General features: G+C 70.3%; 23 protein-coding genes and 1 pseudogene. 11 read left to right on the top strand and 13 right to left on the bottom strand.

Annotated features, from left to right (window positions below; translation table 11 throughout):
- Positions 1-25 precede the first annotated feature (25 nt).
- Positions 26-1,522, top strand: coding sequence for a potassium/proton antiporter (locus tag J3476_RS23830; protein WP_207068795.1), 1,497 nt, complete (start codon positions 26-28; stop codon positions 1,520-1,522).
- On the opposite strand, the gene J3476_RS23825 is transcribed toward J3476_RS23830, so the two are convergent.
- The 6 genes from J3476_RS23825 to J3476_RS23800 form a co-directional block, all read right to left on the bottom strand.
- Positions 1,519-1,962 carry a DUF1707 domain-containing protein gene (locus J3476_RS23825; RefSeq protein ID WP_207068794.1) on the bottom strand — a complete coding sequence of 148 codons (444 nt, stop codon included), beginning with the start codon at positions 1,960-1,962 and terminating at the stop codon, positions 1,519-1,521. The genes J3476_RS23830 and J3476_RS23825 overlap by 4 nt on opposite strands.
- Before the next feature lie 172 nt (positions 1,963-2,134).
- Positions 2,135-4,366 carry an AAA family ATPase gene (locus J3476_RS23820; protein WP_286183625.1) on the bottom strand — a complete coding sequence of 744 codons (2,232 nt, stop codon included), beginning with the start codon at positions 4,364-4,366 and terminating at the stop codon, positions 2,135-2,137.
- A gap of 10 nt (positions 4,367-4,376) precedes the next feature.
- A complete protein-coding gene (gene pssA / locus J3476_RS23815; RefSeq protein ID WP_152515295.1) occupies positions 4,377-5,228 on the bottom strand; it encodes a CDP-diacylglycerol--serine O-phosphatidyltransferase in 852 nt (283 codons plus the stop codon).
- Positions 5,225-5,923: a phosphatidylserine decarboxylase gene (locus tag J3476_RS23810; protein WP_207068792.1), complete on the bottom strand. Its 699-nt coding sequence runs from the start codon at positions 5,921-5,923 to the stop codon at positions 5,225-5,227. Before J3476_RS23810 ends, pssA begins: the two co-directional genes overlap by 4 nt.
- 28 nt (positions 5,924-5,951) lie before the next feature.
- Positions 5,952-7,145, bottom strand: a complete 1,194-nt coding sequence (glp, locus tag J3476_RS23805) for a gephyrin-like molybdotransferase Glp (protein ID WP_207068791.1) — start codon at positions 7,143-7,145, stop codon at positions 5,952-5,954.
- Positions 7,145-8,062, bottom strand: a complete 918-nt coding sequence (locus J3476_RS23800; protein ID WP_207068790.1) for an SDR family NAD(P)-dependent oxidoreductase — start codon at positions 8,060-8,062, stop codon at positions 7,145-7,147. The genes glp and J3476_RS23800 overlap by 1 nt, the downstream gene beginning before the upstream one ends.
- A gap of 20 nt (positions 8,063-8,082) precedes the next feature.
- Between J3476_RS23800 and J3476_RS23795 the strand changes: the two genes are divergently transcribed.
- The 4 genes and pseudogenes from J3476_RS23795 to J3476_RS23780 all read left to right on the top strand — a co-directional run bounded on the left by J3476_RS23795 (position 8,083) and on the right by J3476_RS23780 (position 11,397).
- Entirely contained in the window at positions 8,083-8,565 is a 483-nt protein-coding gene (locus J3476_RS23795; RefSeq protein WP_207068789.1) for a PH domain-containing protein, read from the top strand.
- A complete protein-coding gene (locus tag J3476_RS23790) occupies positions 8,562-10,010 on the top strand; it encodes a PH domain-containing protein (RefSeq protein WP_373889112.1) in 1,449 nt (482 codons plus the stop codon). The genes J3476_RS23795 and J3476_RS23790 overlap by 4 nt, the downstream gene beginning before the upstream one ends.
- Positions 10,011-10,056: 46 nt before the next feature.
- Complete coding sequence (locus J3476_RS23785; RefSeq protein WP_207068788.1) at positions 10,057-10,872, top strand: HAD-IIA family hydrolase; 816 nt, start codon at positions 10,057-10,059, stop codon at positions 10,870-10,872.
- A 49-nt stretch (positions 10,873-10,921) separates the two neighbouring features.
- Positions 10,922-11,397, top strand: a pseudogene (locus J3476_RS23780) (SRPBCC family protein).
- A 3-nt stretch (positions 11,398-11,400) separates the two neighbouring features.
- Here J3476_RS23780 and J3476_RS23775 read toward each other — a convergent pair.
- The 4 genes from J3476_RS23775 to J3476_RS23760 form a co-directional block, all read right to left on the bottom strand.
- Positions 11,401-11,910, bottom strand: a complete 510-nt coding sequence (locus tag J3476_RS23775) for a hypothetical protein (protein ID WP_286183618.1) — start codon at positions 11,908-11,910, stop codon at positions 11,401-11,403.
- A 57-nt stretch (positions 11,911-11,967) separates the two neighbouring features.
- On the bottom strand, positions 11,968-13,668 hold the full coding sequence (locus J3476_RS23770) for a DEAD/DEAH box helicase (protein WP_207068787.1): 1,701 nt from the start codon (positions 13,666-13,668) through the stop codon (positions 11,968-11,970).
- A gap of 138 nt (positions 13,669-13,806) precedes the next feature.
- The gene (locus tag J3476_RS23765; RefSeq protein WP_207068786.1) at positions 13,807-14,313 is read right to left on the bottom strand and encodes a cupin domain-containing protein; all 507 of its coding nucleotides are present in this window, start codon (positions 14,311-14,313) and stop codon (positions 13,807-13,809) included.
- A 19-nt stretch (positions 14,314-14,332) separates the two neighbouring features.
- On the bottom strand, positions 14,333-15,235 hold the full coding sequence (locus tag J3476_RS23760) for an SDR family NAD(P)-dependent oxidoreductase (RefSeq protein WP_207068785.1): 903 nt from the start codon (positions 15,233-15,235) through the stop codon (positions 14,333-14,335).
- A gap of 95 nt (positions 15,236-15,330) precedes the next feature.
- Here J3476_RS23760 and J3476_RS23755 point away from each other — a divergent pair, with 95 nt between their 5' ends.
- Together J3476_RS23755 and groL are read left to right on the top strand one after the other, a co-directional pair.
- On the top strand, positions 15,331-15,891 hold the full coding sequence (locus J3476_RS23755) for a TetR/AcrR family transcriptional regulator (protein WP_207068784.1): 561 nt from the start codon (positions 15,331-15,333) through the stop codon (positions 15,889-15,891).
- Between the two features lie 186 nt (positions 15,892-16,077).
- Positions 16,078-17,703 (top strand): chaperonin GroEL, encoded by a 1,626-nt coding sequence (groL, locus tag J3476_RS23750; protein ID WP_207068783.1) that lies wholly within the window; start codon positions 16,078-16,080, stop codon positions 17,701-17,703.
- A gap of 181 nt (positions 17,704-17,884) precedes the next feature.
- Here the strand turns inward: groL and J3476_RS23745 are convergent, their stop codons facing one another.
- Both J3476_RS23745 and J3476_RS23740 read right to left on the bottom strand, forming a co-directional pair.
- Entirely contained in the window at positions 17,885-18,724 is an 840-nt protein-coding gene (locus tag J3476_RS23745) for a type IV toxin-antitoxin system AbiEi family antitoxin domain-containing protein (RefSeq protein ID WP_207068782.1), read from the bottom strand.
- A gap of 97 nt (positions 18,725-18,821) precedes the next feature.
- Positions 18,822-19,187, bottom strand: a complete 366-nt coding sequence (locus tag J3476_RS23740) for a pyridoxamine 5'-phosphate oxidase family protein (protein ID WP_207068781.1) — start codon at positions 19,185-19,187, stop codon at positions 18,822-18,824.
- A 30-nt stretch (positions 19,188-19,217) separates the two neighbouring features.
- Here J3476_RS23740 and J3476_RS23735 point away from each other — a divergent pair, with 30 nt between their 5' ends.
- Positions 19,218-20,036: an SDR family oxidoreductase gene (locus tag J3476_RS23735; RefSeq protein ID WP_207068780.1), complete on the top strand. Its 819-nt coding sequence runs from the start codon at positions 19,218-19,220 to the stop codon at positions 20,034-20,036.
- Here the strand turns inward: J3476_RS23735 and J3476_RS23730 are convergent.
- Positions 20,025-21,758 (bottom strand): amidohydrolase family protein, encoded by a 1,734-nt coding sequence (locus J3476_RS23730; protein ID WP_207068779.1) that lies wholly within the window; start codon positions 21,756-21,758, stop codon positions 20,025-20,027. The two genes, J3476_RS23735 and J3476_RS23730, sit on opposite strands and share 12 nt — an antisense overlap.
- Before the next feature lie 22 nt (positions 21,759-21,780).
- Here J3476_RS23730 and J3476_RS23725 point away from each other — a divergent pair, with 22 nt between their 5' ends.
- The 3 genes from J3476_RS23725 to J3476_RS23715 are packed head-to-tail and all read left to right on the top strand — an operon-like array spanning position 21,781 to position 23,310.
- A complete protein-coding gene (locus J3476_RS23725; protein WP_207068778.1) occupies positions 21,781-22,194 on the top strand; it encodes a VOC family protein in 414 nt (137 codons plus the stop codon).
- Between the two features lie 4 nt (positions 22,195-22,198).
- Entirely contained in the window at positions 22,199-22,711 is a 513-nt protein-coding gene (locus tag J3476_RS23720) for a DUF664 domain-containing protein (protein WP_207068777.1), read from the top strand.
- Between the two features lie 5 nt (positions 22,712-22,716).
- The gene (locus J3476_RS23715; RefSeq protein WP_286183617.1) at positions 22,717-23,310 is read left to right on the top strand and encodes a PA-phosphatase; all 594 of its coding nucleotides are present in this window, start codon (positions 22,717-22,719) and stop codon (positions 23,308-23,310) included.
- The last annotated feature ends 3 nt before the right edge of the window (positions 23,311-23,313 follow it).

Genomic DNA, 23,313 nt, shown 5'->3' with positions numbered 1-23,313 from the left:
ACGCAATTGTGAACGAGGATTTTCAGTGAGCCTGCATCAGTTGTACGTGGCGCTGTTCGTCGGTGGCCTCGTGCTGCTGGCCAGCATCATCGCCACCCGGCTGGCCACCGGTCTGGGTCTGCCCAGTCTGCTGCTGTTCCTCGGCGTCGGCGTGTTCGTCGGCGAGGACGGCATCGGGTTGAGCTTCGACGACGCCCAGCTCGCGCAGAATCTCGGCACCGCGGCGCTGGGCATCATTCTCGTCGAGGGTGGTCTGACGACGCGGTTCAGCGATGTGCGCAAGGTGCTGGCGCCGGCCGGTGTGTTGGCGACGGTCGGAGTCGGGGTCAGCGCCGTGGTCACGGCGACCTGCGTGCATCTGCTGCTCGGCATCGACTGGCAGTTGGCGTTGCTGATGGGGGCGATCGTGTCGAGCACCGACGCCGCCGCGGTGTTCTCGGTGCTGCGGGTGGTTCCGCTGCCCCGGCGCCTCGGCGGTCTGCTGGAGGCCGAATCGGGCTTCAACGACGCGCCTGCGGTCATCCTGGTGCTGTTGTTCAGCGCGGTCCCGCTGGAGCTCGACCCGGTCCGGATCGCGGCGACCCTTGTCTACCAGCTGGGGACGGGCATTCTGATCGGTCTGGCCTGCGGGTTCCTGGGCGCGATGCTGCTGCGGCGCATCGCGCTGCCCGCCGCCGGGCTGTACCCGCTGGCGACGTTCGGGTGGGGCATGCTGGCGTTCGCGGCGGGTGGGGCGGCCGAGGCCAGTGCCTTCGTCGCGGCGTATCTGGCCAGCGTGGTGCTGGCCAACTCGGGGCTACCGCACCGGTCGGCGACGAAGTCGTTCGCGGAGGGGTCCGGGTGGCTGGCCCAGATCGGGTTGTTCGTGCTGCTCGGGCTGCTGGTGACGCCGTCTCAGCTGGTCGATGATCTCGTGCCGGCGATCGTGGCCGGCCTGGTGCTGCTGCTGGTCGCCCGCCCGGTGTCGGTCATCGTGTCGCTCACCGGTTTCCGGGTGCCGTTGCGTGAGCAGGCCTTCCTGTCCTGGGCCGGGCTGCGCGGCGCGGTGCCCATCGTGCTGGCGACGTATCCGATCGTCGAAGGCGTGCCCGGCAGCGGTCGGCTGCTCAACATCGTGTTCATCCTGGTGGTGGTGTTCACGTTGGTGCAGGGGCCGAGCCTGAGGTTCGTCGCCGAGCGGCTGCGCCTGGTGACCCGGGACACCACCCGGGAGATCCAGGTCGACGCGGCGCCGCTGGACGTGTTGGGTGCCGAGTTGCTGACGATGACGTTGGCGCCGGGGTCGCGGTTGCACAACGTCACGGTGCTCGAGCTGCAACTGCCCGATCCCAGCGTCATCACGCTGATCATCCGTGCGGGTCGGTCGTTCGTTCCGGAGCCGATCACCCGACTGCAGGTCGGTGATGAGCTGATGATCGTGACGACGACCGCGACCCGGGAACTGGCCGAACGCCGCCTGCGCGCAGTGAGCCGTCGGGGACGGCTCGCGTACTGGTTCGACGAGTACGGCGACCCGGGTTAACGCACCCGGTGCGGGCGCAGTGGGCGACACGGAGAGGGCAGCGCGTATCTCGCCGGAGCCGCGTGCCCGAGCAGTCCGAGGCCCGCGCCGAGGATCGGCCAGATGGGCCAGAAGTACCACGAGCCGGCGGTCAGCCCGACGACGAGCCACACAGTCAGCACGATGACGACCATGGCCAGGTAGCCCGCCAGATGCAGCTGCACGCTGCGCCGGGCGGCGGCCCGTCGGGCAGCGCGGCGGCGCGGGTCGTGGCGCCGCAACTCGGCCACCGGCAGGTCGGTGGTCAGCGCCCGCAGTTGGTCGGCGGTCTGCGCGGTGAACGCGGTCTGTAGACGGTTCTCGTACTCCGGCATGTCCAGGTAGCCCTCGGTGAGCGCCTGGCCGAGGAGGGTGGCGGTGGATTCGCGGTCGCGGTCGCCGGCGCGGGTGGGGGAGGTCATGCAAGCCTCGCAATCTTGACGGTGACAAGTTCGACGATGCCAGGTGAACTAGTCACTGTCAAGATCCATCACCACGTTCAGACTGCGTCCACTGCGGGAAAGTGCGAGAAGACCCCGCGGCCAGCGCAGTCTGAACGTCGGGTACCGCGGCGAGCGCAGTCTGAACGTCGGGTCAGCGGCCGGCGGCGAAGTCCCGCAGCGCGGCCACCTGCGCCGGGTCCAGCGACGGCCGCACCGCCTCGCGGGCCGCTGCCACGTCGGCGGCCGTGACGTCGGCGGCGTCGATAGAACGCCGCATCGCCGTGAGCGCCGCCTCGCGCAGCAGCGCCACGCAGTCCGCCGCGCTGTAGCCGTCGAGCTCACCGGCCAACGCCTCGAGGTCGACGGCTTCGGGGCCTTCGGAAGCCAGCGGCACCGATTTGCCTGCGGTGCGCAGGATCTGGACGCGCGCCTCGGCGTCGGGGGGCTCGACGAACACCAACCGCTCCAGCCGCCCCGGCCGCAGCAGAGCCGGGTCGATCAGATCGGGGCGGTTCGTCGCGCCGAGCACCACCACATCACGCAGCGGCTCGATCCCGTCGAGTTCGGTCAGCATCGCGGCCACCACCCGGTCGGTCACCCCGGAATCGAAACTCTGGCCACGCCGCGGTGCCAGCGCGTCGATCTCGTCGAGGAACACCAGCGAGGGCGCGGAATCCCGGGCCCGTCGGAACAGTTCGCGTACGGCCTTCTCGCTGGAGCCGACCCACTTGTCCATCAGCTCGGCACCCTTGACCGCGTGCACCGACAGCCGGCCGGAGCTGGCCAGCGCGCGCACCACGAACGTCTTGCCGCAGCCGGGCGGGCCGTAGAGCAGCACGCCGCGCGGCGGCTGCACTCCGAGGCGTTCGAAGGTGTCCGGGTGTTGCAGCGGCCAGAGCACCGCCTCGGTCAGCGCCTGCTTGGTCTCGGCCATGTCGCCGACGTCGTCGAGCGTCACCGCGCCGACCGACACCTCCTCGGTCGCCGAGCGCGACAGGGGCCGGATCACGCTCAGCGCGCCGACCAGATCCTCCTGGCGCAGTTCGGGCGCCACTTCGTCGCGGCTGGCGCGTGCCGCGGCCCGCAACGCTGCCTCGCGCACCAGCGCGGCCAGATCGGCGACGACGAAACCCGGTGTCCGGCCCGCGATCTCGGTGAGGTCCAGCTCCGCGGCGGGAACGTCCCGGACGAGCACCTCCAGCAGCTGTTTGCGGGTCGTGCCGTCGGGCAGCGTCAGGCCCAGCTCGCGGTCGCACAGGTCCGGGGCGCGCAGCCGGGCATCGACGTTGTCGGGTACCGCCGAGGTCACGATCAATGCGACACCGTCGGCGGACACCGCCTTGCGCAGCTCGGCGAGGATCAGCCCGGCCACCGGCTCGGCCGTCGCCGGCAGCAGCGCGTCGATGTCGCTGATCAACAGGATGCCGCCGCCATGATCCGGCGCACTCGCGGTCACCACCGCGTTGGTCACCGCGGTCAACCGGTCGGCCGGCGCCAGGGAGCCGATTTCGGGCCCGTCGAGTTCCACCAGCCGGCGGTCGGCGCACACGGTGCGCACCATCGTCGCTTTGCCGACGCCGGCCGGTCCGGACACCAGCACCCCGAGATCAGCTGAGGCGCCCAGGGTTTCGAGTAGATCGGGCTCGTCGAGGGCGAGCTTGAGCCACTCGGTCAGCTTTCCCGCCTGCACATGGGAGCCTTTGAGGTCGTCGAACGCGACCGCAGGCGGGCTCGGCCGCACCGGCGGCTCGTCGGTGCGCGCCACACCCGCGTCGGGTCCGCTCACCCGCGGCTCCTGCGGAGTCCAATCCCCCCAGCTGACCAGTGAATTCGGCTGCACACTGACCGGCCCCGACGGGTCGACCCCGGTGACGGTGAGCAGTTCGGAGGTCCAGGTGATCCCCACGGCGGCCGCCAGCGCGGCGCTGGCCTGCGACGTGGACGTGCCGGGTCCCAGGTCGCGGGGCAGCAGCGAGACGATGTCGCCGATCGTCATCACCTTGCCCAGCAGGGCCTGACGCAGCGTCGCCGGGGTCAGTGAGCGGGTGGCCAACGCCGAGCCACTCAACGTCACCGAGCGCGCTCCGTACACCGTCACCGGGGCCACCAGCACCGGCGCATCCTCGCGCACCCCGGCGTTGGACAGCGTCACGTCGTCGAGCAGGGCGGTACCCGGCGGGATGCCGGCGGGCGCGATCCCGGCGACTGCGGCGGTGGTCCGTGAGCCGGTCAGCGACACCGCGTCCCACTCCCGGATGCCCAGCGCGGCCAACGCTTCGGGATGAAGCCGCACCACGCCGCGTCGCGAGTCCGTCGCCGAGGTGTTCAGCCGCGCCGTCAACGTCAGCTGCGGGCGGGGTGTCTCGCGGTCGGCGACGTCCAGGTCGGACACGTCATCCCCTCGGGGGGCGGCGCAGCCCCAGCCGCAACATCGAGCGCCGGTGCGGCTGGGCGCGCCGGTAGGCGCGGCGCGCGGCACGCTGCTGGCGCGGCTTGTCCTGCCACACCTCGGGGTGGGCGGCCAGGAAGCGGCGGGTGCGGATCGCGAACGGGATGTGCAGTGCGTAGGCCACGATGATCACCAGAATCACGACGTAGCCGTACAGGATCGAGGCCGCCACGCCGATGGCCAGCAGCGCCAGCAGCGGCGCCACCATGTTCGGCGGCACCGAGAACGTGTGGATCTTGCGCATCGGCAGCGTGCTGACCACCAGCAGCGACACCACGATCATCCAGATCACCACGGCCGGCTCCGAGGTCCACCAGCCGTCGCCGAACTGCATCTTCGCCGCCAGCGGACCGATCGCGCCGATCGCACCGGCCGGGGCGGGCATCCCGACGAAGTACTTCTTCTCGTAGGCGGGCTGATCCAGGTCCAGCATCGCGTTGTAGCGGGCCAGCCGCAGCACGATGCACACCGCGTACAGCAGCACCACGATCCAGCCGATCCGCGACGTGGACAGCAGCGTGCCGTAGACGATGAACGCCGGCGCCACGCCGAAGTTGACCGCGTCGGCGAGCGAGTCGATCTCCTCGCCCATCCGCGACGTCGCGTTCAGCGCCCTGGCGGTGCGGCCGTCCAGCGCGTCCAGGATCGCCGCGACGGCGAGAAAGGCCATCGCCTCGGTGGCGCGACCGTCCAGGGCGAACTTCACCGACGACAGGCCCAGGCAGATGGCGGCGACGGTCATCGCGCTGGGCAGGATGCGGGCGCTGACCACCGGAGGTTTGAGGCGGGGCCTCATGGCAGCTCGGCCAGCACGGTCTCGCCGGCCAGCGTGCGCTGGCCGACCTCGGCCAGCACGGTGGATCCGGCCGGCAGATAGGTGTCGAGCCGCGACCCGTAGCGGATCAGGCCGTAGGTCTCGCCGATGCCGACCGTGTCACCGGCCTTGACGTCGCACACGATCCGGCGGGCCAGCAGTCCGGCGATCTGCACCGCGACCACCTCGGCGCCCTCCGGCGTGCGGATGACGACGCTGTTGCGTTCGTTGTCCTCGCTCGCGGCAGCCAGGTCCGCCGAACCGAACAGGCCGGGACGGTGCACGGTGGTGACGACGTGACCGCCGACCGGCGCGCGCTGCACGTGCGCGTCCAAGAGGGACAGGAAGATGCTGATCCGTGGCACCGGGCTGGCGGGAAGGCCCAGTTCGAGCGGCGGGACCGCCTCGTCGACGACGCAGATCAGACCGTCGGCCGGGGCGACGACGACACCGGGGCGGCTCGGTGGGGTGCGCGGCGGATGCCGGAAGAACGCGGCGTTGGCCGCGGCGGACGCGAGGCCGGTGCGGCGCAGCCAGCGATGGTTGCGGCCGGCCAACGCCAGCGCGAGGCTGGCGCCGACGAACGGCGCACCCGCGCGATGCATGGGAGGTACAGCCGAACGAACCAGGGCCGCGAGCCGCGCTGGTCCTGTCTTGAGGTCGGGGCGTCTGGCCATCGTCTGGCGATTGTACGGTGGCGGGTGCTCAGCGCAGGTCCCACACCTGCACGCGGGACCCGGCGTTCACCGAGTCGACATCCTCGCCGAGCTCGAGCAGGCAGTTCGCCGACGCCAGCCAGCGCAGATGGTGCGAGGCCGGCGGCCCGTAACTGGTCACCGCGTCGCCGTCGAGCACGCCGCGGCGGAACTGTCGCTTGCCCCGCGGGGAGGTCAGGTCCTCGGTCAGCACCGCCTCGCGGCGCGGTCGCGCGGCGTCGGGGCGCCCCATCGCCACGCGCAGCGCGGGCCGCACGAACACCTCGAAGGAGACCAGCGCACTGACCGGGTTGCCGGGCAGCGTCACCACCGGTACGCCGTCGAGCCGGCCTGCGCCCTGCGGCATGCCGGGCTGCATCGCGACCTTGACGAACTCCACGTCACCGGAGCCGCCGAGGGCGTCCTTGACCACCTCGTAGGCGCCCGCGCTGACCCCGCCGGTGGTCAGGATCAGGTCGGCGTCGGCGGCATGGCCGCGCAGCGTCTCCCGGAACGCGTCGACGTCGTCGCCGGTCATCGGCGAGGCGGCCACCTCGGCGCCGGCGTCGCGCACCGCCGCGGCCAGCATGACGCCGTTGGACTCGTAGATCTGGCCGGGTTGCAGCGGCACGCCCGGGCCGACCAGTTCGGTGCCGGTGGACACCACCAGCACCCGCTGACGGGGTACGACGGTCAACTCGCCGAGCCCGAGGGCGGCGGCCAGCCCCAGCGCGGCCGGTGTGACGACCTGCCCGGCACGCAACACGGTGGTACCCGCGGTGACGTCTTCCCCGGCGCGGCGGACGTGCTGGCCCTCGCTGGGTGCGGACCGGATCGTGACAGTGTCGGTGGCGCCGTCGGTGGCCTCGACCGGCACGACGGCCGTCGCGCCGGCGGGCAGCGGTGCACCGGTCATGATGCGGTGGGCGGTGCCGGCGGCCAGCGTCGGGATGTCGGTGCGTCCGGCCGGGATGTCCTCGACGACGGGCAGCCGCACCGGGGTGTCCTGCTCGGCGGCCGCGACATCGGTGGCCAGCACCGCGTACCCGTCCATCGCGGAGTTGTCGAAACCGGGCAGCGACAGCGGGGCGACGACGTCGCCGGCCAGCACCAGCCCCAGCGCGTCGGCGAGGGGCAGCGCGACCGGCGGCCGGGGGTTGATCAGGCCGGCGACCACCCGGCGGTGTTCCTCGACGGAACGCATCAGACGGGGAATTTCACGCCGGTGAGTTCCTCGGACACCGACCACAACCGCTGCTGGACGTCGGTGTCGTGCGATTGCCGGTTCGACTGCACCAGCACCGGATGGCCGACCAGCTCCCGGAAGCCGGACGGCCCGTAGTACTGGCCGCCGCGTACCGCCGGATCGGTGGCGGCCCGCAGGGTGGCCAGCGAGCCGACGGCGGGGCTGTTGGTGACCAGGCCGGCCAGCGCGGAGAAGCCGGGCAACCCCGAGCCGGGGATGTGGCGCATCAGCTCGGTGTTGGAGATTCCGGGGTGCGCGGCCACCGCGACGGTCGGGGCCTGCTTGGCGGCCAGCCGGCGCTGCAGTTCGTAGGTGAACATCAGGTTCGCCAGCTTGGACTGGCCGTAGGCCGCGACGCGGTTGTAGCTGCGCTCCCACTGCAGGTCGTCGAAATGGATACCGGCCTGGATGTTGTGCGCGATGCTGGCCACCGTCACCACGCGCGAGCCCTCGACCTGCAGCAGGTGGTCGAGCAGCAGACCCGTCAGCGCGAAGTGCCCGAGATGGTTGGTGCCGAACTGCAGCTCGAACCCGTCGGCGGTGGTCTGTTTGGGCGGGTACATGACGCCTGCGTTGTTGATCAGCAGGTCGATGCGTGGGTAGGCGGCCCGCAGCTCGTCGGCGGCGGTGCGCACACTGGCCAGCGAGGACAGGTCCAGCTGCTGCAGCGCCACGTCGGCGTTCGAAGTGCGGCGCCGGATCTCGCCGACCGCTGCCTCGCCCTTGCCGAGATCGCGCACCGCCACGACGACGCGGGCGCCCCGCTCGGCCAGCACGGCGGCGGTCTCGAGGCCAAGGCCGGCGTTGGCACCGGTGACGACGGCCACCCGGCCGGTCTGATCGGGAACATCGGCGGCGGTCCACTTCGTGCTCATGGCATCAACATACTGAGAGCATGACCTTCGCAGAACCCGCGCATCCGCCGAGCGCCAAGGCGCCGCTGGTGTGGGCCCTGGGCGCGGCCATCCCGTGGGCGTTCGCGGTGCTCGCACAGATCGTGTGGTTCGTCCTCGACGGCCGACTGCCGTGGCTGCACGCGCTGGCCGCGGTCGCCACGCTGCTGGGCATCGTGCTGTTCGTGGTGGTGGTGCCGATGTGGCGCTACCGCGTGCACCGCTGGGACCTGGACCCCACCGCGGTGTACACCCGCAGCGGATGGCTGGTGCAGGAGCGCCGCATCGCACCGATCTCCCGGGTGCAGACCGTCGACACCTATCGGGGGCCGCTGGACCGGCTGTTCGGTCTGACCAACGTGACGGTGACGACCGCGTCGTCGGCGGGCGCCGTGCGCATCGTCGCTCTCGACGACCCGGTGGCCCAGCAGGTGGTGGCGCGGCTGACCGACATCGCGGCGCTCGGCGCCGAGGATGCGACGTGACCGGCGCCCCGGTCGCCGACAGCTGGCAGCGGCTGAGCCCGCGCATGCTGCTGGTGCATCCCGTCCACGAGGTGATGCGCCAGCTTCCGGTGTTGATCGGTTCGCTGGTGCTGGGGTCGGCGACCGGAAACCCGCTGTGGACGGTGGCCGGTGTCGCGCTGATCGTGGCCTACGGTCTGGCCCGCTGGTTCACCACCACTTACCGCATCGGTCCAGACGAGGTGACGCTGCGCACCGGCGTGCTGCAGCGCTCGGTGCTCTCGGTGCCGCGCAACAGGATTCGCTCGGTGTCCACCGACGCCCGGCTGCTGCACCGGTTGCTCGGGCTGACGGTGCTGCGGGTGTCCACGGGCCGCGAGGCCACCGGCGACACGGTGTTCGCCCTCGACGCGGTGCCCGCCGGCGACGTCCCGCGGCTGCGGGCCGAGCTGCTGGCCGACTCGCTGCCACCGCAGCCGTCCGGGCGGGTGCTGGCCGCCTGGCAGCCCTCCTGGCTGCGCTACAGCCCGCTGACCTTCACCGGGCTGGCGATGATCGCCGCGGCGGTCGGGGTGATCTCCCAGTCCGGTCTGCTGAGGACGCTGCGTGACTCGGCGGTGCTGCGGGCCGGCGAGGGCGCCGCACAGGGCCTGGGAGTGTGGGGCGCCGTCGCCGTCGGTGCCGCGGTGGTGCTGGTGGCCTCGGTGGTGTTGTCGGTCACGCAGTCGCTGCTGACCTACGCCAACCTGATGCTGCGCCGAGACGGCGAGGTGCTGCATCTGTCCCACGGTCTGCTGCGGGTGCGCGAGCACACCTACGACATGCGTCGGCTGCGGGGCGGCACGCTGCGCGAACCGCTGCTGGTGCGGATGTTCGGCGGCGCCCGGCTGGACGCCGTCATGACCGGTGTCGCCGGGGCGGGCGAGGCCTCGCAGCTGCTGCCGCCGTGTCCGCGGACCACCGCCGAGGCGGTGCTGGTGGACCTCATCGAGCGACCGGATGCGGTGACGGGGACGCTGACATCGCACGGGCCGGCGGCGACCCGGCGGCGCTGGGTGCGGGCGCTGGCGCTACCCGTCGTGGCGTTCGTCGGCGCCGGGATCGCGGCGCTGACGGTCGGGATCGGCGTGTGGGTGTGGCCGGTGCTGATGCTGCTGGCCGCCTTCAGCGTGTTCCTGGCCGCTGACCGGTCCCGGTCGCTCGGTCACCGGGCCGGTGGTGGCTGGCTGGTGGCCCGGTCGGGCAGCATGCAGCGCCGCCGCGACTGCGTGGCCGCCCCGGGCATCGTCGGCTGGACGGTGCGCCAGAGCTGGCCGCAGCGCCGCGCCGGGGTGGCCACGCTGGTGGCGGCGACGGCGGCAGGAACCAAGCGCTACGAGGTGCTCGATGTGCCGGCCGACGCGGCGTGGACGATCGCGGCGACGACATCTCCGTGGCTCACGGCCACCTCCTGGGCACGGGACTGACCCGGGCCCGAGTTGCGTCCGACTGTCGGCGGTTTACTGTCGCAGCATGGCTATCGGTGGAGTGCTCTTCGACATCGATGGGGTGCTGGTGACGTCGTGGAAGCCGATCGACGGGGCGGCCGAGACGCTGCGCACGTTGGCGGACAACCAGATTGCGTGCGCGTACCTGACCAACACCACCACCCGCACCCGCGCGCAGATCGCGCAGTTGCTGACCGATGCCGGGATGGTCGTCAGCCCCGACGAGGTCATCACCGCGGCTGTGCTCACCGCTGACTATGTGCGCAGCCGCTACCCCGACGCGCGCTGCTTCCTGGTCAACAGCGGCCAGATCGGCGAGGACATGCCGGGCATCGACCTGGTGTACTCCGGCGAGTTCGGCGGTCCGAAGGCGCCTGAACGCCCCGATGTGGTGCTGCTCGGGGGAGCAGGTCCCGAGTACAGCCACCTGACGCTGTCGTGGGTGTACGACTGGATGGCGCAGGGGGTGCCGGTGGTGGCGATGCACCGCAGCACCGCGTGGACCACCGAGGACGGGCTGCGCGTCGACACCGGCATGTATCTGATCGGGATGGAGGAAACCTCGGGGCGCAAGGCCACCGCCGTCGGCAAGCCGGCACCGGAGGGTTTCCTGTCGGCGGCGAGCCGCCTCGGCGTCGACCCCGAGGAGATGTACATGATCGGCGACGATCTGAACAACGACGTGCTGGCCGGGCAGGTCGTCGGCATGACCGGCGTGTTGGTGCGCACCGGGAAGTTCCGCCAGGACACGTTGGACCGTTGGGCTGCCGACGAATTCGCCATGCAGCCCAACCACGTCATCGACTCGGTGGCCGACCTGCCCGCGCTGCTGGATCTGTAGGTCGCGCCGGCACCGGTGAGTTTTCCGCTGACAGCGGGTCAGTCTCGGTATGACAGAGATCCTCAACGTCACTACTGACGTCGACGCACCCGCGCCTGCCATTTTCGCAGTGCTCACCGACCCTGCCAACCACGCGGCCATCGACGGTACCGGTTGGGTGCGTGAGTCGTTGGACGGCGAGACGCTCTCCCAGCTGGGCCAGATCTTCCGCATCGCCATGTATCACGACAACCATCCCGACGGTCACTACGAGATGGCGAACAAGATCACCGCCTATCAGGCCGATCGAACGATCGGATGGAAACCCGGGCGGGCCGGTCCCGGCGGCAACATCGAATTTGGCGGCTGGACATGGTGTACGACCTGAGTCCGGTCGCCGACCAGCAGACCCGGGTGACTCTGACCTACGACTGGTCCGCGGTCCCACCAGCGCTACGCGAGCACATCCAGTTTCCGCCGTTCCCGGTCTCACACCTGGAACAGTCGCTGGCGAACCTCGCGACGCTGGTGGGCGCTCGGGCCTGAGTGTCAGGGCGCGGGCACCGTCACGCAGACGTCTCCGACGCAGCCGCCGCCGCCCTCGGGGCCACCGCCGCCGCTACCGACGCCGGGAATGGAGCCGCTGCCGCCCTCGGGCCCGCCGCCACCGGTCGGCCCGCCGGGGATCGATCCGCTGCCGCCCTCGGGCCCGCCGCTACCGGTGGGGCCGCCCGGGATGGCGCCGCCTCCCCCTTCGGGCCCGCCGCCTCCGGTGGGGCCGCCCGGGATCGCGCCGCCGCCACCGGGCTCCTCGCCCTCGGTTCCGCCCGGTGCCGGCGTCGGGGTCATCGGTGTGGTCGTGGTGGTGCTCTCCTGCGACGTCGTGGACGTCGTGGTGGTCGTGGTCTCGTCACCACCGTCACTCTCGGAGCCGCACGCGGCCAGCAGAGGCGCCGCGGTGAGGCCGACCGTCAGCCCGAGGACTGCAGACCAGCGCCGCCAGCCGCCGCGAGTGCTCGACGATGCTGCGAGGGATTCGTGTGCCATTCCGAGTGCCATGTGCCCGCTTCCTAGTCGGCGTTTCGGTCGGCGCCGTTTTCCCGGAATCGCGGGTTTCTAACCTTGTTGCGAGAGCTGGCGTACCGCGACGATGCGGGCCTTGAGCTGATCGCTGGTCGCCGCGGCCACCGGCGGGCCACCGCAGATGCGGCGCAACTCGTTGTGGATCTGGCCGTGCGACTTGCCGGTGCGGTGGTGGGCGAGCGACACCAGCGTGTTGAGTTCTTTGCGCAGGTCGCGCAGCTGGCCGTGGGTCGACGGGCGCGGCACCTCCCCGTTGGCGGTGCGCTTGGTCAGCTGCGCCTCCTGACGCTGGCGCAGCAGGTCCCGCATCGCTGCGGCGTCGAGCAGACCGGGGATGCCCAGGAAGTCGAGCTCCTCGTCGCTGCCGGCCGGCGTGGCCGTGCCGAACGACGAGCCGTCGAAGATGACCTGGTCGAGTTCGGCGTCGGCGCCCAGGTACTCGATCTTGCGCTGCTCGTCGTCGCCGGGTTCGTCTCGCTTCTGCTCGGCCAGTTCGGCGTCGAGCGGATCGTCGAGGCTCTCGCGGTGCGGCTTGCCCAGCACGTGGTTGCGTTGGGCCTCCATCTCGCTGGCGAGCAGCAGCAGGTTGGGCACCGACGGCAGGAAGATGCTGGCGGTCTCGCCCGCCCGGCGGGAGCGGACGAACCGGCCGATCGCCTGGGCGAAGAACAGCGGCGTCGACGCACTGGTGGCATACACCCCGACCGAGAGCCGCGGCACGTCGACACCCTCGGAGACCATGCGCACCGCCACCAGCCAGCGCGACGTTCCCCCGGAGAACTCGGTGATCCGCAGCGAGGCGTCCTTGTCATCGGAGAGCACCACGGTGGGTACCTCCCCGGTGATCTTGGTCAGCAGGTCGGCGTAGGCGCGGGCCGAGGACTGGTCGGAGGCGATGATCATGCCGCCGGCGTCGGGCACGTGCTGACGCTTCTGCTGGAGCCGTCGGTCGGCCGCCTGGATCACCGCGGGCATCCACTCGCCGGCCGGGTTCAGCGCCGTCTTCCACGCCCGCGCGGTCTGCTCTGCGGTCAGCGGCTCACCCAGGCGGGCGGCGTGTTCCTCACCGGCGCTGTCGCGCCAGCGCGCCTCGCCGGAGTACGCGAGGAACACCACGGGCCGCACCACCCCGTCGGCCAGCGCGTCGGCGTAGCCGTAGGTGTGGTCGGCGGTGGAGTACTTGAATCCCGCCGCGTCCTCTTCGTAGGTGACGAACGGGATGGCGCTGTCGTCGCTGCGGAACGGGGTTCCCGTCAGGGCGAGCCGGCGGGTGGCGTCGTCGAACGCCTCGCGGATGGCGTCACCCCACGTCTTGGCGTCACCGCCGTGGTGGATCTCGTCGAAGACGACCAGCGTCTTGCGGTTCTCGGTGCGCACCCGGTGCCGGGTCGGATGGCTGGCGACCTGGGCGTAGGTGACGACGACCCCGTGGTACTCCGAGGACGTCTGCGAGTTGGAGTTGGAGAACTTCGGGTCCAGCGCGATGCCATGGCGCGCAGCGGCCAGCGCCCACTGGATCTTGAGGTGCTCGGTGGGCACCACGATCGTGACGGCCTCGACGGTGCGCTCGGCCAGCAGCTCGCTGACGATGCGCAGGGCGAACGTCGTCTTGCCGGCGCCCGGGGTGGCCACCGCGAGAAAATCGCGGGGAGCGGCCGTCAGGTATTTGACCAGCGCACGCCGCTGCCAACCGCGTAACGCCTGGGCGGCGGGTGCTCCGGCGGCACCGGACATGGGTGCTGCATCAGCCTGCACCCACAACTCCTCCCCGACGTTTCGTCCTCGACTGCGGGACCGGAAAGCAGTTTAGGGCAGGCGGTTCCGCGGCCGCATCTCTGCTCGGCGTGTCCGGCGGCCGCGTGTCCGCGACGATCAGGTCGGGTCCTCGACGAGATGGTTGTCGTTCTTGACGAACCATTCGGCGCGCTCGTCGTCGGTCAGCTCACCCAGCCGCGCCAGACCTTCGAAGTAATGCTCGCGCGGCGCGCCGGGGGCGAACAACATCAGCATGCTCAGCGGCTCGTCGGTCTCGTTGCGGAACCCGTGCACGCCACCCGGGGGGACGTAGAGGAAGTCACCGGCGCGCCCGTCGACCCACTCGGTGCCGTTGTAGAGCGAGACGGTGCCCGACAACACGTAGAACGCCTCGGACATGCCCCGGTGGAAGTGCGGGCCCGGACCGCCGCCGTTGGGGGCGATCCGGATGCGGTAGAGCCCGTAGTCGCCGTCGGTGTCGGACTGGTTGGCCAGGTAGTGATACTGAACGTGCCCGAATGCGTCGTAGTCGGGCGGGGCGTCGGCGCGCTTGAGCCACGCGCTGGCCTCGGGTTCGTCGGCGGTGTAGCGCGGCGGGGGATAGGGCGGCACGACCAGCGACATGCCGCCCAGTCTGCCCGCCTCAGCCGACCGGGAAGACCACCTTGGTCAACTCCTCGGAGACTGTCCACAGTCGTCGCTGGAGATCCAGGTCGTAGGACTGGTCGCTGGATGCGACGACGACGGGATTGCCGCGCTGCTGGCCGACACCGTCGGGTCCGTAGTACTGGCCGCCGAGCGCGCCCGGGTCGGTCGCTGCCCGCAGCGTCGGCAGCGCGCCCTTGTCCGCGGTCTGGGCGAACAGCACCGGGGCTGCGGCCAGGAACGCCCGCTCCACCGGACGGGGGAGGTTGCGTGCGAGCTCGGTGGTCGAGGTGCCCGGATGCGCGGCCAGCGCGACGGTCTTGCCGCGTGGGGCCAGTCGGCGTTGCAGTTCGTAGGTGAACAGCAGGTTGGCCAGCTTGGACTGGGTGTAGGCGCCCATCCGGTTGTAGCGGCGCTCCCACTGCAGGTCGTCGAAGTGGATCGAGCCGCCCATCTTGTGGCCGTTGCTGCTGACGGTGACGATGCGGGCGCCGTCGACGTCGAGCAGCCGGTCGAGCAGCAGACCCGTCAGCGCGAAGTGGCCGAGGTGGTTCGTGCCGAACTGCAATTCGAAGCCGTCCTTGGTGGTGGCCTTCGGGGTGGTCATCACGCCGGCGTTGTTGATGAGCAGGTCGAGCGACTCGAACGTCGTGTGCAGTTCCTCCGACGCCGCGCGGATGGAGGCCAGCGACGTCAGGTCGAGTTCCTGCACCGTCACGTCGCCACCGATGCGCGCGGCGGCCTGACGGCCCTTGTCGGTGTCGCGGACGGCGAGCACCACGCGGGCGCCCTTGTCGGCGAGCGCTTTGGCGGTCTCGAAGCCGAGCCCGGTGTTGGCTCCGGTGATGACGGCGGTGCGACCGCTCTGGTCGGGGATGTCGGCGGTGGTCCAGGTGCTCATCGGTACTCCTAGAATGGCGGAAACGGGGCGGCCGCCCCGGTTGATCACAACTATACGGAACGTGCGCCCCGTTTATTTGTTCCCGGGAGGTGGCGATGGCTCAGCCGCACCGGACGCTGCGCGCCGACGCCGCCCGCAATCGCGGACGCATCCTCGAGGTGGCCTACGAGACGTTCGCCGCCGAAGGGGTCGCGGCGCCCATCGACGAGATCGCACGCCGGGCCGGTGTGGGCGCCGGCACGGTCTACCGGAACTTCCCGACCAAGGAAGCGTTGTTCACCGCCGTCTTCGAGGACCGCATCGCCACGATGCTCGACCGGGCCCGCGCACTGCTCGCCGCCGATCCGGCCGACGCGCTGTTCGTCTTCCTGCGCGAGATGATCGAGGTCGGCGCCACCGACCAGGGCCTCGTCGACGCGCTCGCCGGCGACGGGATCGACGTACTCTCGGCCGCGCCCAAGCTGGAGACGGACTTCCTCGGCGTCCTGACCGACCTCCTGGCGGCCGCGCAACGGGCCGGTACCGCGCGCTTGGACGTCGATGTCCGACAGGTCAAGGCCCTGCTGGCGATCTCCAAGTCGGCGCAGGGATACGGCGCCGACGTCATGGCCGGGGTGGCCACGGTGATCCTGGACGGTCTCCGGGCGTCCGGATAGGGCCCTTCCGACCTTGCACTCGCCCAGGTCGAGTGCTAAGAATGCAATTGGCACTCGCGACCGGCGAGTGCTAGGTCGGAGCGGTGAGGCCGGGGCCGCGACAGCGAGCACAGCCCCAGTCGTCCGTCGCGGGCATCGATGCCGACCACAAGACGTGCATCCCCGATCCGGAGGAAACACTTCGCAATGGCCAAGACAATTGCGTATGACGAAGAGGCCCGCCGGGGCCTCGAGCGGGGCTTGAACAGCCTCGCCGACGCGGTAAAGGTGACGCTGGGGCCCAAGGGCCGCAACGTCGTCCTCGAGAAGAAGTGGGGCGCTCCCACGATCACCAACGACGGCGTGTCCATCGCCAAGGAGATCGAGCTCGAGGATCCGTACGAGAAGATCGGCGCTGAGCTGGTCAAGGAAGTCGCCAAGAAGACCGACGACGTCGCAGGTGACGGCACCACCACCGCCACCGTTCTCGCTCAGGCGCTCGTTCGCGAGGGCCTGCGCAACGTGGCCGCCGGCGCCAACCCGATGGCGCTCAAGCGCGGCATCGAGAAGGCCGTCGAGAAGGTCACCGAGACGCTGCTGAAGTCGGCCAAGGAGGTCGAGACCAAGGAGCAGATCGCTGCCACGGCCGCCATCTCGGCCGGTGACTCGCAGATCGGCGAGCTGATCGCCGAGGCGATGGACAAGGTCGGCAACGAGGGTGTCATCACCGTCGAGGAGTCCAACACCTTCGGCCTGCAGCTCGAGCTCACCGAGGGCATGCGCTTCGACAAGGGCTACATCTCGGGGTACTTCGTGACCGACGCCGAGCGCCAGGAAGCCGTCCTGGAGGAGCCCTACATCCTGCTGGTCAGCTCCAAGGTGTCCACCGTCAAGGATCTGCTGCCGCTGCTGGAGAAGATCATCCAGTCCGGCAAGCCGCTGCTGATCATCGCCGAGGACGTCGAGGGCGAGGCCCTGTCGACCCTGGTGGTCAACAAGATCCGCGGCACCTTCAAGTCTGTCGCCGTCAAGGCCCCGGGCTTCGGTGACCGCCGCAAGGCGATGCTGCAGGACATGGCGATCCTCACCGGTGGCCAGGTCATCAGCGAAGAGGTCGGCCTGTCGCTCGAGACCGCCGACGTCTCGCTGCTGGGCAAGGCCCGCAAGGTCGTCGTGACCAAGGACGAGACCACCATCGTCGAGGGCGCCGGGGATTCCGACGCCATCGCCGGCCGTGTCTCGCAGATCCGCGCCGAGATCGAGAACAGCGACTCCGACTACGACCGCGAGAAGCTGCAGGAGCGCCTGGCCAAGCTGGCCGGCGGTGTTGCGGTGATCAAGGCCGGCGCCGCCACCGAGGTGGAGCTGAAGGAGCGCAAGCACCGCATCGAGGACGCGGTGCGCAACGCCAAGGCCGCCGTCGAGGAGGGCATCGTCGCCGGTGGCGGCGTGGCCCTGCTGCAGTCGGCACCGTCGCTCGAGGAGCTCTCGCTCTCCGGTGACGAGGCCACCGGCGCCAACATCGTGCGTGTCGCGCTGTCGGCTCCGCTGAAGCAGATCGCCCTCAACGGCGGGCTCGAGCCCGGCGTCGTCGCCGAGAAGGTCACCAACCTCTCGCCGGGTCACGGCCTCAACGCCGCGACCGGCGAGTACGAGGACCTGCTCAAGGCCGGCGTCGCCGACCCGGTGAAGGTCACCCGCTCGGCGCTGCAGAACGCGGCGTCCATCGCGGCGCTGTTCCTCACCACCGAGGCCGTCGTCGCCGACAAGCCGGAGAAGGCCGCCGCACCCGCCGGCGACCCGACCGGTGGCATGGGCGGTATGGACTTCTGAGTCCCAGTCAGTGAAAGGCCCGGTCCCGCTCGCGGGGCCGGGCCTTTTGCTGTGCCGCTGCCGACTGACCAGCTGCCGGCTGACCAGCTGTTCTGCTGTCCTGTTCTTGCTGTCCGTGGTCGGCTGCGCCGCAATGTCGGTCTGAGAGCACCCTCATGGATATATCTGCGCGACGCTGCTCTCAGGGCGACATCGTGGTCGGGCCGCGATGAGCGCGCCGGCGGATGACCAGCAGGATGTCCTCGAGAACCACGTCCCAGCGATAGACAACGTCCTCATACGTCAGTCGAATCACCACGTAGCCCAATCCGATCGCCACTCTGTCCCGGGTTCGGTCGGATTGGTATGACGGCAGGTGGTGCTCGCGGCTGTCGGCTTCGATGATCAGTCGATCGCCCACCAGGAAGTCGACCCGCCCCACTCCCACGATGGTCACCTGAGTGCGAACGTGGATTCGCAGGGCCCGCAGCCGTAGTCGGATGATCGTCTCGGTGCCGGATTCGCTTTTGGCATCGCATCGCTCGGCCAGATTCATCCGTGCGAAGCGCGATGCCGCCACGATCGCTCTGGCGTCGGCGATCTCGATCATCCGCTTGTTCAGCATCGAGTCCAGCACGATGACCACTCCCTCAGCGTCGAGGCAGTTGGCCGCCGATGCGACGGCAATGTTCATCGGGTCGACCGCACCGACGATGGGTGGATCCAGACGATACGGATGACAGGATGGAATCCCCGGACGAGACTGGCGCGCCCGAGACGAGTACCGGATGTGGAGAGCGGAATCCGGCACCCATACACGCCGAAGGCGCAGCGCCGAGACACAACCCAGTACCCCTCCGGCGGAGACGGCACGGACGACCTCCGGGTTGGCGACCTGACCGGCGTACCACCCTCGCCGCAGGCGCAGCCAGCCCTGTTCGGGTAGTTGCTTGATCCGTGCGTGCGTCCACCCCGCGGCACGCAGTTGCGCGGTGGACACCACCCCACCGTTGGCCGCAAGGAGATGCGCGATCCCTGCCACCGCTCAATAGCAGCGCAGGACTACTGATCAGCGGTAGGGCGATCGCGCGTGCTGTGGATAACTGCCACGAGCATCCGCTCCGCCGAAGGGGACCGCGCTACAGCGGCACGCAGTCGTCGCCGCAGCCCGAGGCGGTCGCGGCGCCGGGCGCGGCGGGCCGGTGCAGCACCGCGCCGGTGGGCTCGACGCGCAGGTCGTCGTCACCGACGACCGCGGCACCGTCGACGATCAACGTGTAACCGCCGGGCGCACGTGGCGGCCAGACCAACGCGACGACAGGGTGCGCGGACGCGTTGCGGCGCGTGCTGTTTCCCACTCCACCGATGTGCAGTGCGCCGGCGGTCAGCGTCGGATCGACTGCCACCGTGTGCGCGCGAAAGTCGTCGCCCACCGTGACGAGGTAGGCGAACGAGAAGTCGCGCAGCGTATCGCTCAGCGTGCCGAGATCCACCTTGACGCTCATGAGGCGAGGGTACGGCGATAGGTTCGAAGCATGCCGCTGCCACAGCCGACACCGACCACCACCGCCCTCGTCACCGGGGCCTCGTCGGGTATCGGCGCCGACCTGGCCCGCGAGCTGGTCGCCCGCGGTCATGGCGTCACGCTGGTCGCCCGCCGCGAGGAACGCCTCCGAGAACTGGCCGACGAACTGGCCGGCACCGTGCGGGTCGAGGTCATCGGCTGCGATGTCGCCGACCCCGCGGCCCGAGCGGAGTTGTTCCCCGAGGTCGAGCGGCGCGGCCTGACCGTCGACATCCTCATCAACAACGCCGGGGTGGGCACCATCGGCCCGGTCGTGGACTCGACACCGGAGGCCGAGATCACGCAGGTGCGGGTCAACGTCGAGGCCCTGATCGACCTGACCACCCGCGCCGTCCAACAGATGGTGCCGCGCGGCCGCGGCGCCATCCTCAACGTCGGCTCTACCGCAGGTTTTCAGCCGTTCCCCGGCCAGTCCGGCTACGCGGCGACCAAGGCGTTCGTGCGGTCCTACACCGACGGTGTGCGCGGAGAGCTCTCCGGCACCGGAGTCACCGTCGCCGCGCTGCATCCGGGGCCTGTGCGCACAGAGTTCCTGGAGACCGCGGGCATGGACGAACGGGCCTTCGCCGCGGCGTTCCCGAGATTCATGTGGGTGCCGTCGGGGACGGTGGCCATGGCCGGCATCGACGCGTTGGCGCACGACCGCGGCGCGGTGATCCCCGGCCTGCAGAACGAGATCCCTGCCCGCCTGTTCGAGTTCATGCCGCGTCGGCTGCTGCTTCCGCTGCTGACCGGTCGCCACCCGGCGCTGCGCCGGTCAGGTCGCTGAACCGACAGGCGCTTTCTGACGGCCGCGGATCAGCTTGCCCGGACGCGCATCGGTGGGGGAGCCGTTCTCGGAGATCACCTCACCGGAGACGATCGTGGCGACGTAGCCGTCGGCGGTCTGGTCGAGGCGGCGCCCACCGGCAGGCAGGTCGCTGACGACGACCGGCCGGTGCAGCCGTAGCGCCTGCGCGTCGATGACGTTCAGATCGGCCTTGTAGCCCACGGCGATTCGGCCGCGGTCGGCCAGCCCGGCGACGCGGGCCGGCACCGACGTCAGCTCCCGCACGGCTTCGGCGACCGCCAGCCGGCCCGCCGCGCGGTCACGCACCCAGTGGGTCAGCAGGTACGTCGGGAAGCTGGCGTCACAGATCATCCCGTAGTGCGCGCCGCCGTCGCCGAGGCCGAGCACCACGTCGTCGCGGCGGATGAGCTCGGCGACGGTGTCCAGCGAGCCGTCGCGGAAGTTGGCCAGCGTCACCAGCAGCATCGCGTGACCGTCGTCGTCGAGCAGCCGGTCGTAGGCCTCTTCGAGGGGGGTCACGCCCCGCGCGGCCGCGCGGGCACCGATCGAATCCGACGGCGACGGTTCGTAATTTGGCGGATCGGCAAGCGGGAACATGTAGTTCCAGGCCTGCGCGGCGAACATCAACGGGTGTCCGTCCGATCCCGGCTTGTCGTTCAGGATGCGTTCGCGCACTTCGGGTTTGCGCATCTCGGCGACGCGCTGCGCCAGCGGCAGGTCGGCGATCTGCTGATACGACGGGTACATCACGAACGGGTTGCCCGACAGCTCGAGCCCGAGCACCAGCCCGATCGGGCGCGGGAAGATCTGCGCGGTGATGTCACCGCCATCGGCATTCGCCTTCTCCACCATCGTCAACGCGTCGAGGAAGAAGGGCTCGCCGGCGTTGCCGATCGCCAGCGTGAAGGTGACCGGCAGCCCGACCTCGGCCGCGACCTCGAACACCGTCTTCAGCACGGGTTCGTAGTCACCGGCGACCAGATCGGGAACGAACTGGATCAGGCCGCCGCCGGCGTCGTCCACGCCGCGGGCGATCGTCTCGATCTCGGCGCGGTCGGCGTCATAGCTGGGAATCGGTGCGCCGCTGAAGGTCTTGTGCAGCGTGAAGCGCGACGACGCGAAGCCCAGGGCCCCGGCGCGCACCGCCTCGGCGGCCAGCTTGCGCATCATCTCGAGGTCTTCGGCGGTGGCGGGCTCGCGGTCGACGCCGCGGCTGCCCATCACGTACACCCGCAGCGGCGAGTGCGGCAACAGCGCGGCCACATCGATGTCGCGGTGTCCGGCCTCCAGCGCGTCGAGGAACTCCGGAAACGTCTCCCAGTGCCACGGCAGCCCGTCGACCATGACCACGCCGGGGATGTCCTCGACGCCGGCCATCACGTCGACCAGCACGTCGTGGTCGGCGGGCCGGCACGGGGCGAAGCCGACTCCGCAGTTGCCCATCACCGCCGTGGTCACCCCGTGTGCGGACGAGGGGGTCAGCCGGTCCGACCAGATCGCCTGCCCGTCGTAGTGGGTGTGCAGGTCGACGAAACCGGGGGTGACCAGCAGGCCGGTCGCATCGATCTCGCGGGCGCCGGACTCGTCGACCTGACCCACCGCGGCTATCACACCCCCGGACACCGCGACGTCGCCGACGAACGGTTCGCCGCCGAGTCCGTCGACGATGGTTCCGTGGCGGATGACGAGTTCATATGTCATATCCCGAATGTACGGTGAGCGCATGATCGACCACTTCGGAATCAACTGCGCTGACTTCGAAAAATCGGCGTCGTTCTACGACCACGTGCTCGGCGTGCTCGGCTACACCCGGCAGATGGACATGGGGGTGGCCGTCGGCTACGGCACCGACGGCCACCCCGCTTTCTGGATCGCCGACATGGCCGCCGGAGACGCCGCCGGCCCCAACCGAGAGGTGCATGTCGCCTTCGCGGCCAAGGATGCCGAAGCGGTGCAGGCGTTCTACCGCACGGCACTGTCGCTGGGAGCCGAGCCGCTGCACGAGCCGCGGCTGTGGCCGGAGTACCACGACAGCTACTACGGCGCGTTTGTGCGGGACCCCGACGGGAACAACGTGGAGGCGGTGTTCCACGGCGGCGAGCCGCCCAACGAGCACGGCGGCGGACCTGAGGAGTGACGACATGACCGACATCGATGCCGCCCGCGAACTGCTGCGTGACGCGTTCACCCGGCAGATCGAGCACGTCGACGACCTGACCGAGGGGTTGACCGACGAGGTCGCCTACTTCCGGCCGGCGCCTGACGCCAACACGATCGCGTGGCTGATCTGGCACAGTGCCCGCATGCACGACGCGCAGCTGTGCGCGCTCGCCGACCTCGAGCAGGTGTGGTTCCGGGAGGGCTGGGTGGACCGGTTCGATCTCGACCTGCCGCGCGACGCGCACGGCTACGGCCAGACCCCCGAGGACGTCGCCAAGGTGCGCGCACCCGCCGATCTGCTGGCCGGCTATTACCACGCGGTACACAAGGAGACCTTGGAGTACCTGGCGTCGGTGTCGGCCGACGAGCTCGCCCGGGTGGTCGACCGCAACTGGAATCCGCCGGTGACGGCCAGCGCACGCCTGGTCAGCATCATCGACGACGCCGCTCAGCACCTCGGCCAGGCCGCCTATATCCGGGGCATCGCACACTGACACGGTTGATCCGGTGGTGGCCGGCGCTGGGTCTGGCCGGTGTCGTGCTGCTCGGACTCGCGGTCGGTGACGGCACGACGGCGCTCGACGAGTGGTTCCAGCGTCTCGGCAGGCAGCACCCGGCGCTGGGCTATCTGCTGGTGTTCACCGATGCCCGCGTCACGCTGGGTCTGGGTGTCTGCGTCCTGCTGATCGCGCTCTACCGGCGGCGATGGCGACTGGCGGCGGTGGTGGCGGTGGCGCCGTTGCTTGCTGTGCTGTCCGCGCGGATCGCGAAACGCCTGTTCGGCCGGTACAAGGACGACGCGCTGGCCTACCCGAGCGGGCACACCACGGTGGCGGTGGTCGTGCTGGGGATGGCGGTGCTGGTCGCGGGTGCCGCGACGTGGACGGTGATCGCAGCGACGGTGGCGGTCGCGCTCGGCGTCGTGGGGCAGGGCGTGACGTATCACTTCTTCACCGACGCGGTCGGCGCGGTGTTGCTCGGTACCGCGCTGGTGTCGGTCCTCGCTGTCCTCGCAGAACGAGGCCCGGACAGGCCCCCGACCAAACTTGACGGGTGTCAACCCGGGTGCGACGTGGATCACAGCGGCCGTTAACAT

The sequence above is a fragment of the Mycobacterium sp. PO1 genome (assembly GCF_017312405.1).
Taxonomy (GTDB): domain Bacteria; phylum Actinomycetota; class Actinomycetes; order Mycobacteriales; family Mycobacteriaceae; genus Mycobacterium.
This window is presented reverse-complemented; position numbering and strand designations above follow the sequence as displayed.

What these genes read in the sequence shown, in the direction of transcription:
- groL (WP_207068783.1), top strand. Translation starts at nt 16,078, where the DNA reads ATGGCCAAGACAATTGCGTATGACGAAGAGGCCCGCCGGGGCCTCGAG.
- J3476_RS23765 (WP_207068786.1), bottom strand. Translation starts at nt 14,313, where the DNA reads ATGTCGCTGGTCGTGCCGCCCTATCCCCCGCCGCGCTACACCGCCGAC.
- J3476_RS23795 (WP_207068789.1), top strand. Translation starts at nt 8,083, where the DNA reads ATGACCTTCGCAGAACCCGCGCATCCGCCGAGCGCCAAGGCGCCGCTG.
- J3476_RS23735 (WP_207068780.1), top strand. Translation starts at nt 19,218, where the DNA reads ATGCCGCTGCCACAGCCGACACCGACCACCACCGCCCTCGTCACCGGG.
- J3476_RS23720 (WP_207068777.1), top strand. Translation starts at nt 22,199, where the DNA reads ATGACCGACATCGATGCCGCCCGCGAACTGCTGCGTGACGCGTTCACC.
- J3476_RS23770 (WP_207068787.1), bottom strand. Translation starts at nt 13,668, where the DNA reads ATGTCCGGTGCCGCCGGAGCACCCGCCGCCCAGGCGTTACGCGGTTGG.
- J3476_RS23725 (WP_207068778.1), top strand. Translation starts at nt 21,781, where the DNA reads ATGATCGACCACTTCGGAATCAACTGCGCTGACTTCGAAAAATCGGCG.
- glp (WP_207068791.1), bottom strand. Translation starts at nt 7,145, where the DNA reads ATGCGTTCCGTCGAGGAACACCGCCGGGTGGTCGCCGGCCTGATCAAC.
- J3476_RS23785 (WP_207068788.1), top strand. Translation starts at nt 10,057, where the DNA reads ATGGCTATCGGTGGAGTGCTCTTCGACATCGATGGGGTGCTGGTGACG.
- J3476_RS23730 (WP_207068779.1), bottom strand. Translation starts at nt 21,758, where the DNA reads ATGACATATGAACTCGTCATCCGCCACGGAACCATCGTCGACGGACTC.
- J3476_RS23775 (WP_286183618.1), bottom strand. Translation starts at nt 11,910, where the DNA reads ATGGCACTCGGAATGGCACACGAATCCCTCGCAGCATCGTCGAGCACT.
- pssA (WP_152515295.1), bottom strand. Translation starts at nt 5,228, where the DNA reads ATGAGGCCCCGCCTCAAACCTCCGGTGGTCAGCGCCCGCATCCTGCCC.
- J3476_RS23800 (WP_207068790.1), bottom strand. Translation starts at nt 8,062, where the DNA reads ATGAGCACGAAGTGGACCGCCGCCGATGTTCCCGATCAGACCGGCCGG.
- J3476_RS23740 (WP_207068781.1), bottom strand. Translation starts at nt 19,187, where the DNA reads ATGAGCGTCAAGGTGGATCTCGGCACGCTGAGCGATACGCTGCGCGAC.
- J3476_RS23825 (WP_207068794.1), bottom strand. Translation starts at nt 1,962, where the DNA reads ATGACCTCCCCCACCCGCGCCGGCGACCGCGACCGCGAATCCACCGCC.
- J3476_RS23810 (WP_207068792.1), bottom strand. Translation starts at nt 5,923, where the DNA reads ATGGCCAGACGCCCCGACCTCAAGACAGGACCAGCGCGGCTCGCGGCC.
- J3476_RS23755 (WP_207068784.1), top strand. Translation starts at nt 15,331, where the DNA reads ATGGCTCAGCCGCACCGGACGCTGCGCGCCGACGCCGCCCGCAATCGC.
- J3476_RS23760 (WP_207068785.1), bottom strand. Translation starts at nt 15,235, where the DNA reads ATGAGCACCTGGACCACCGCCGACATCCCCGACCAGAGCGGTCGCACC.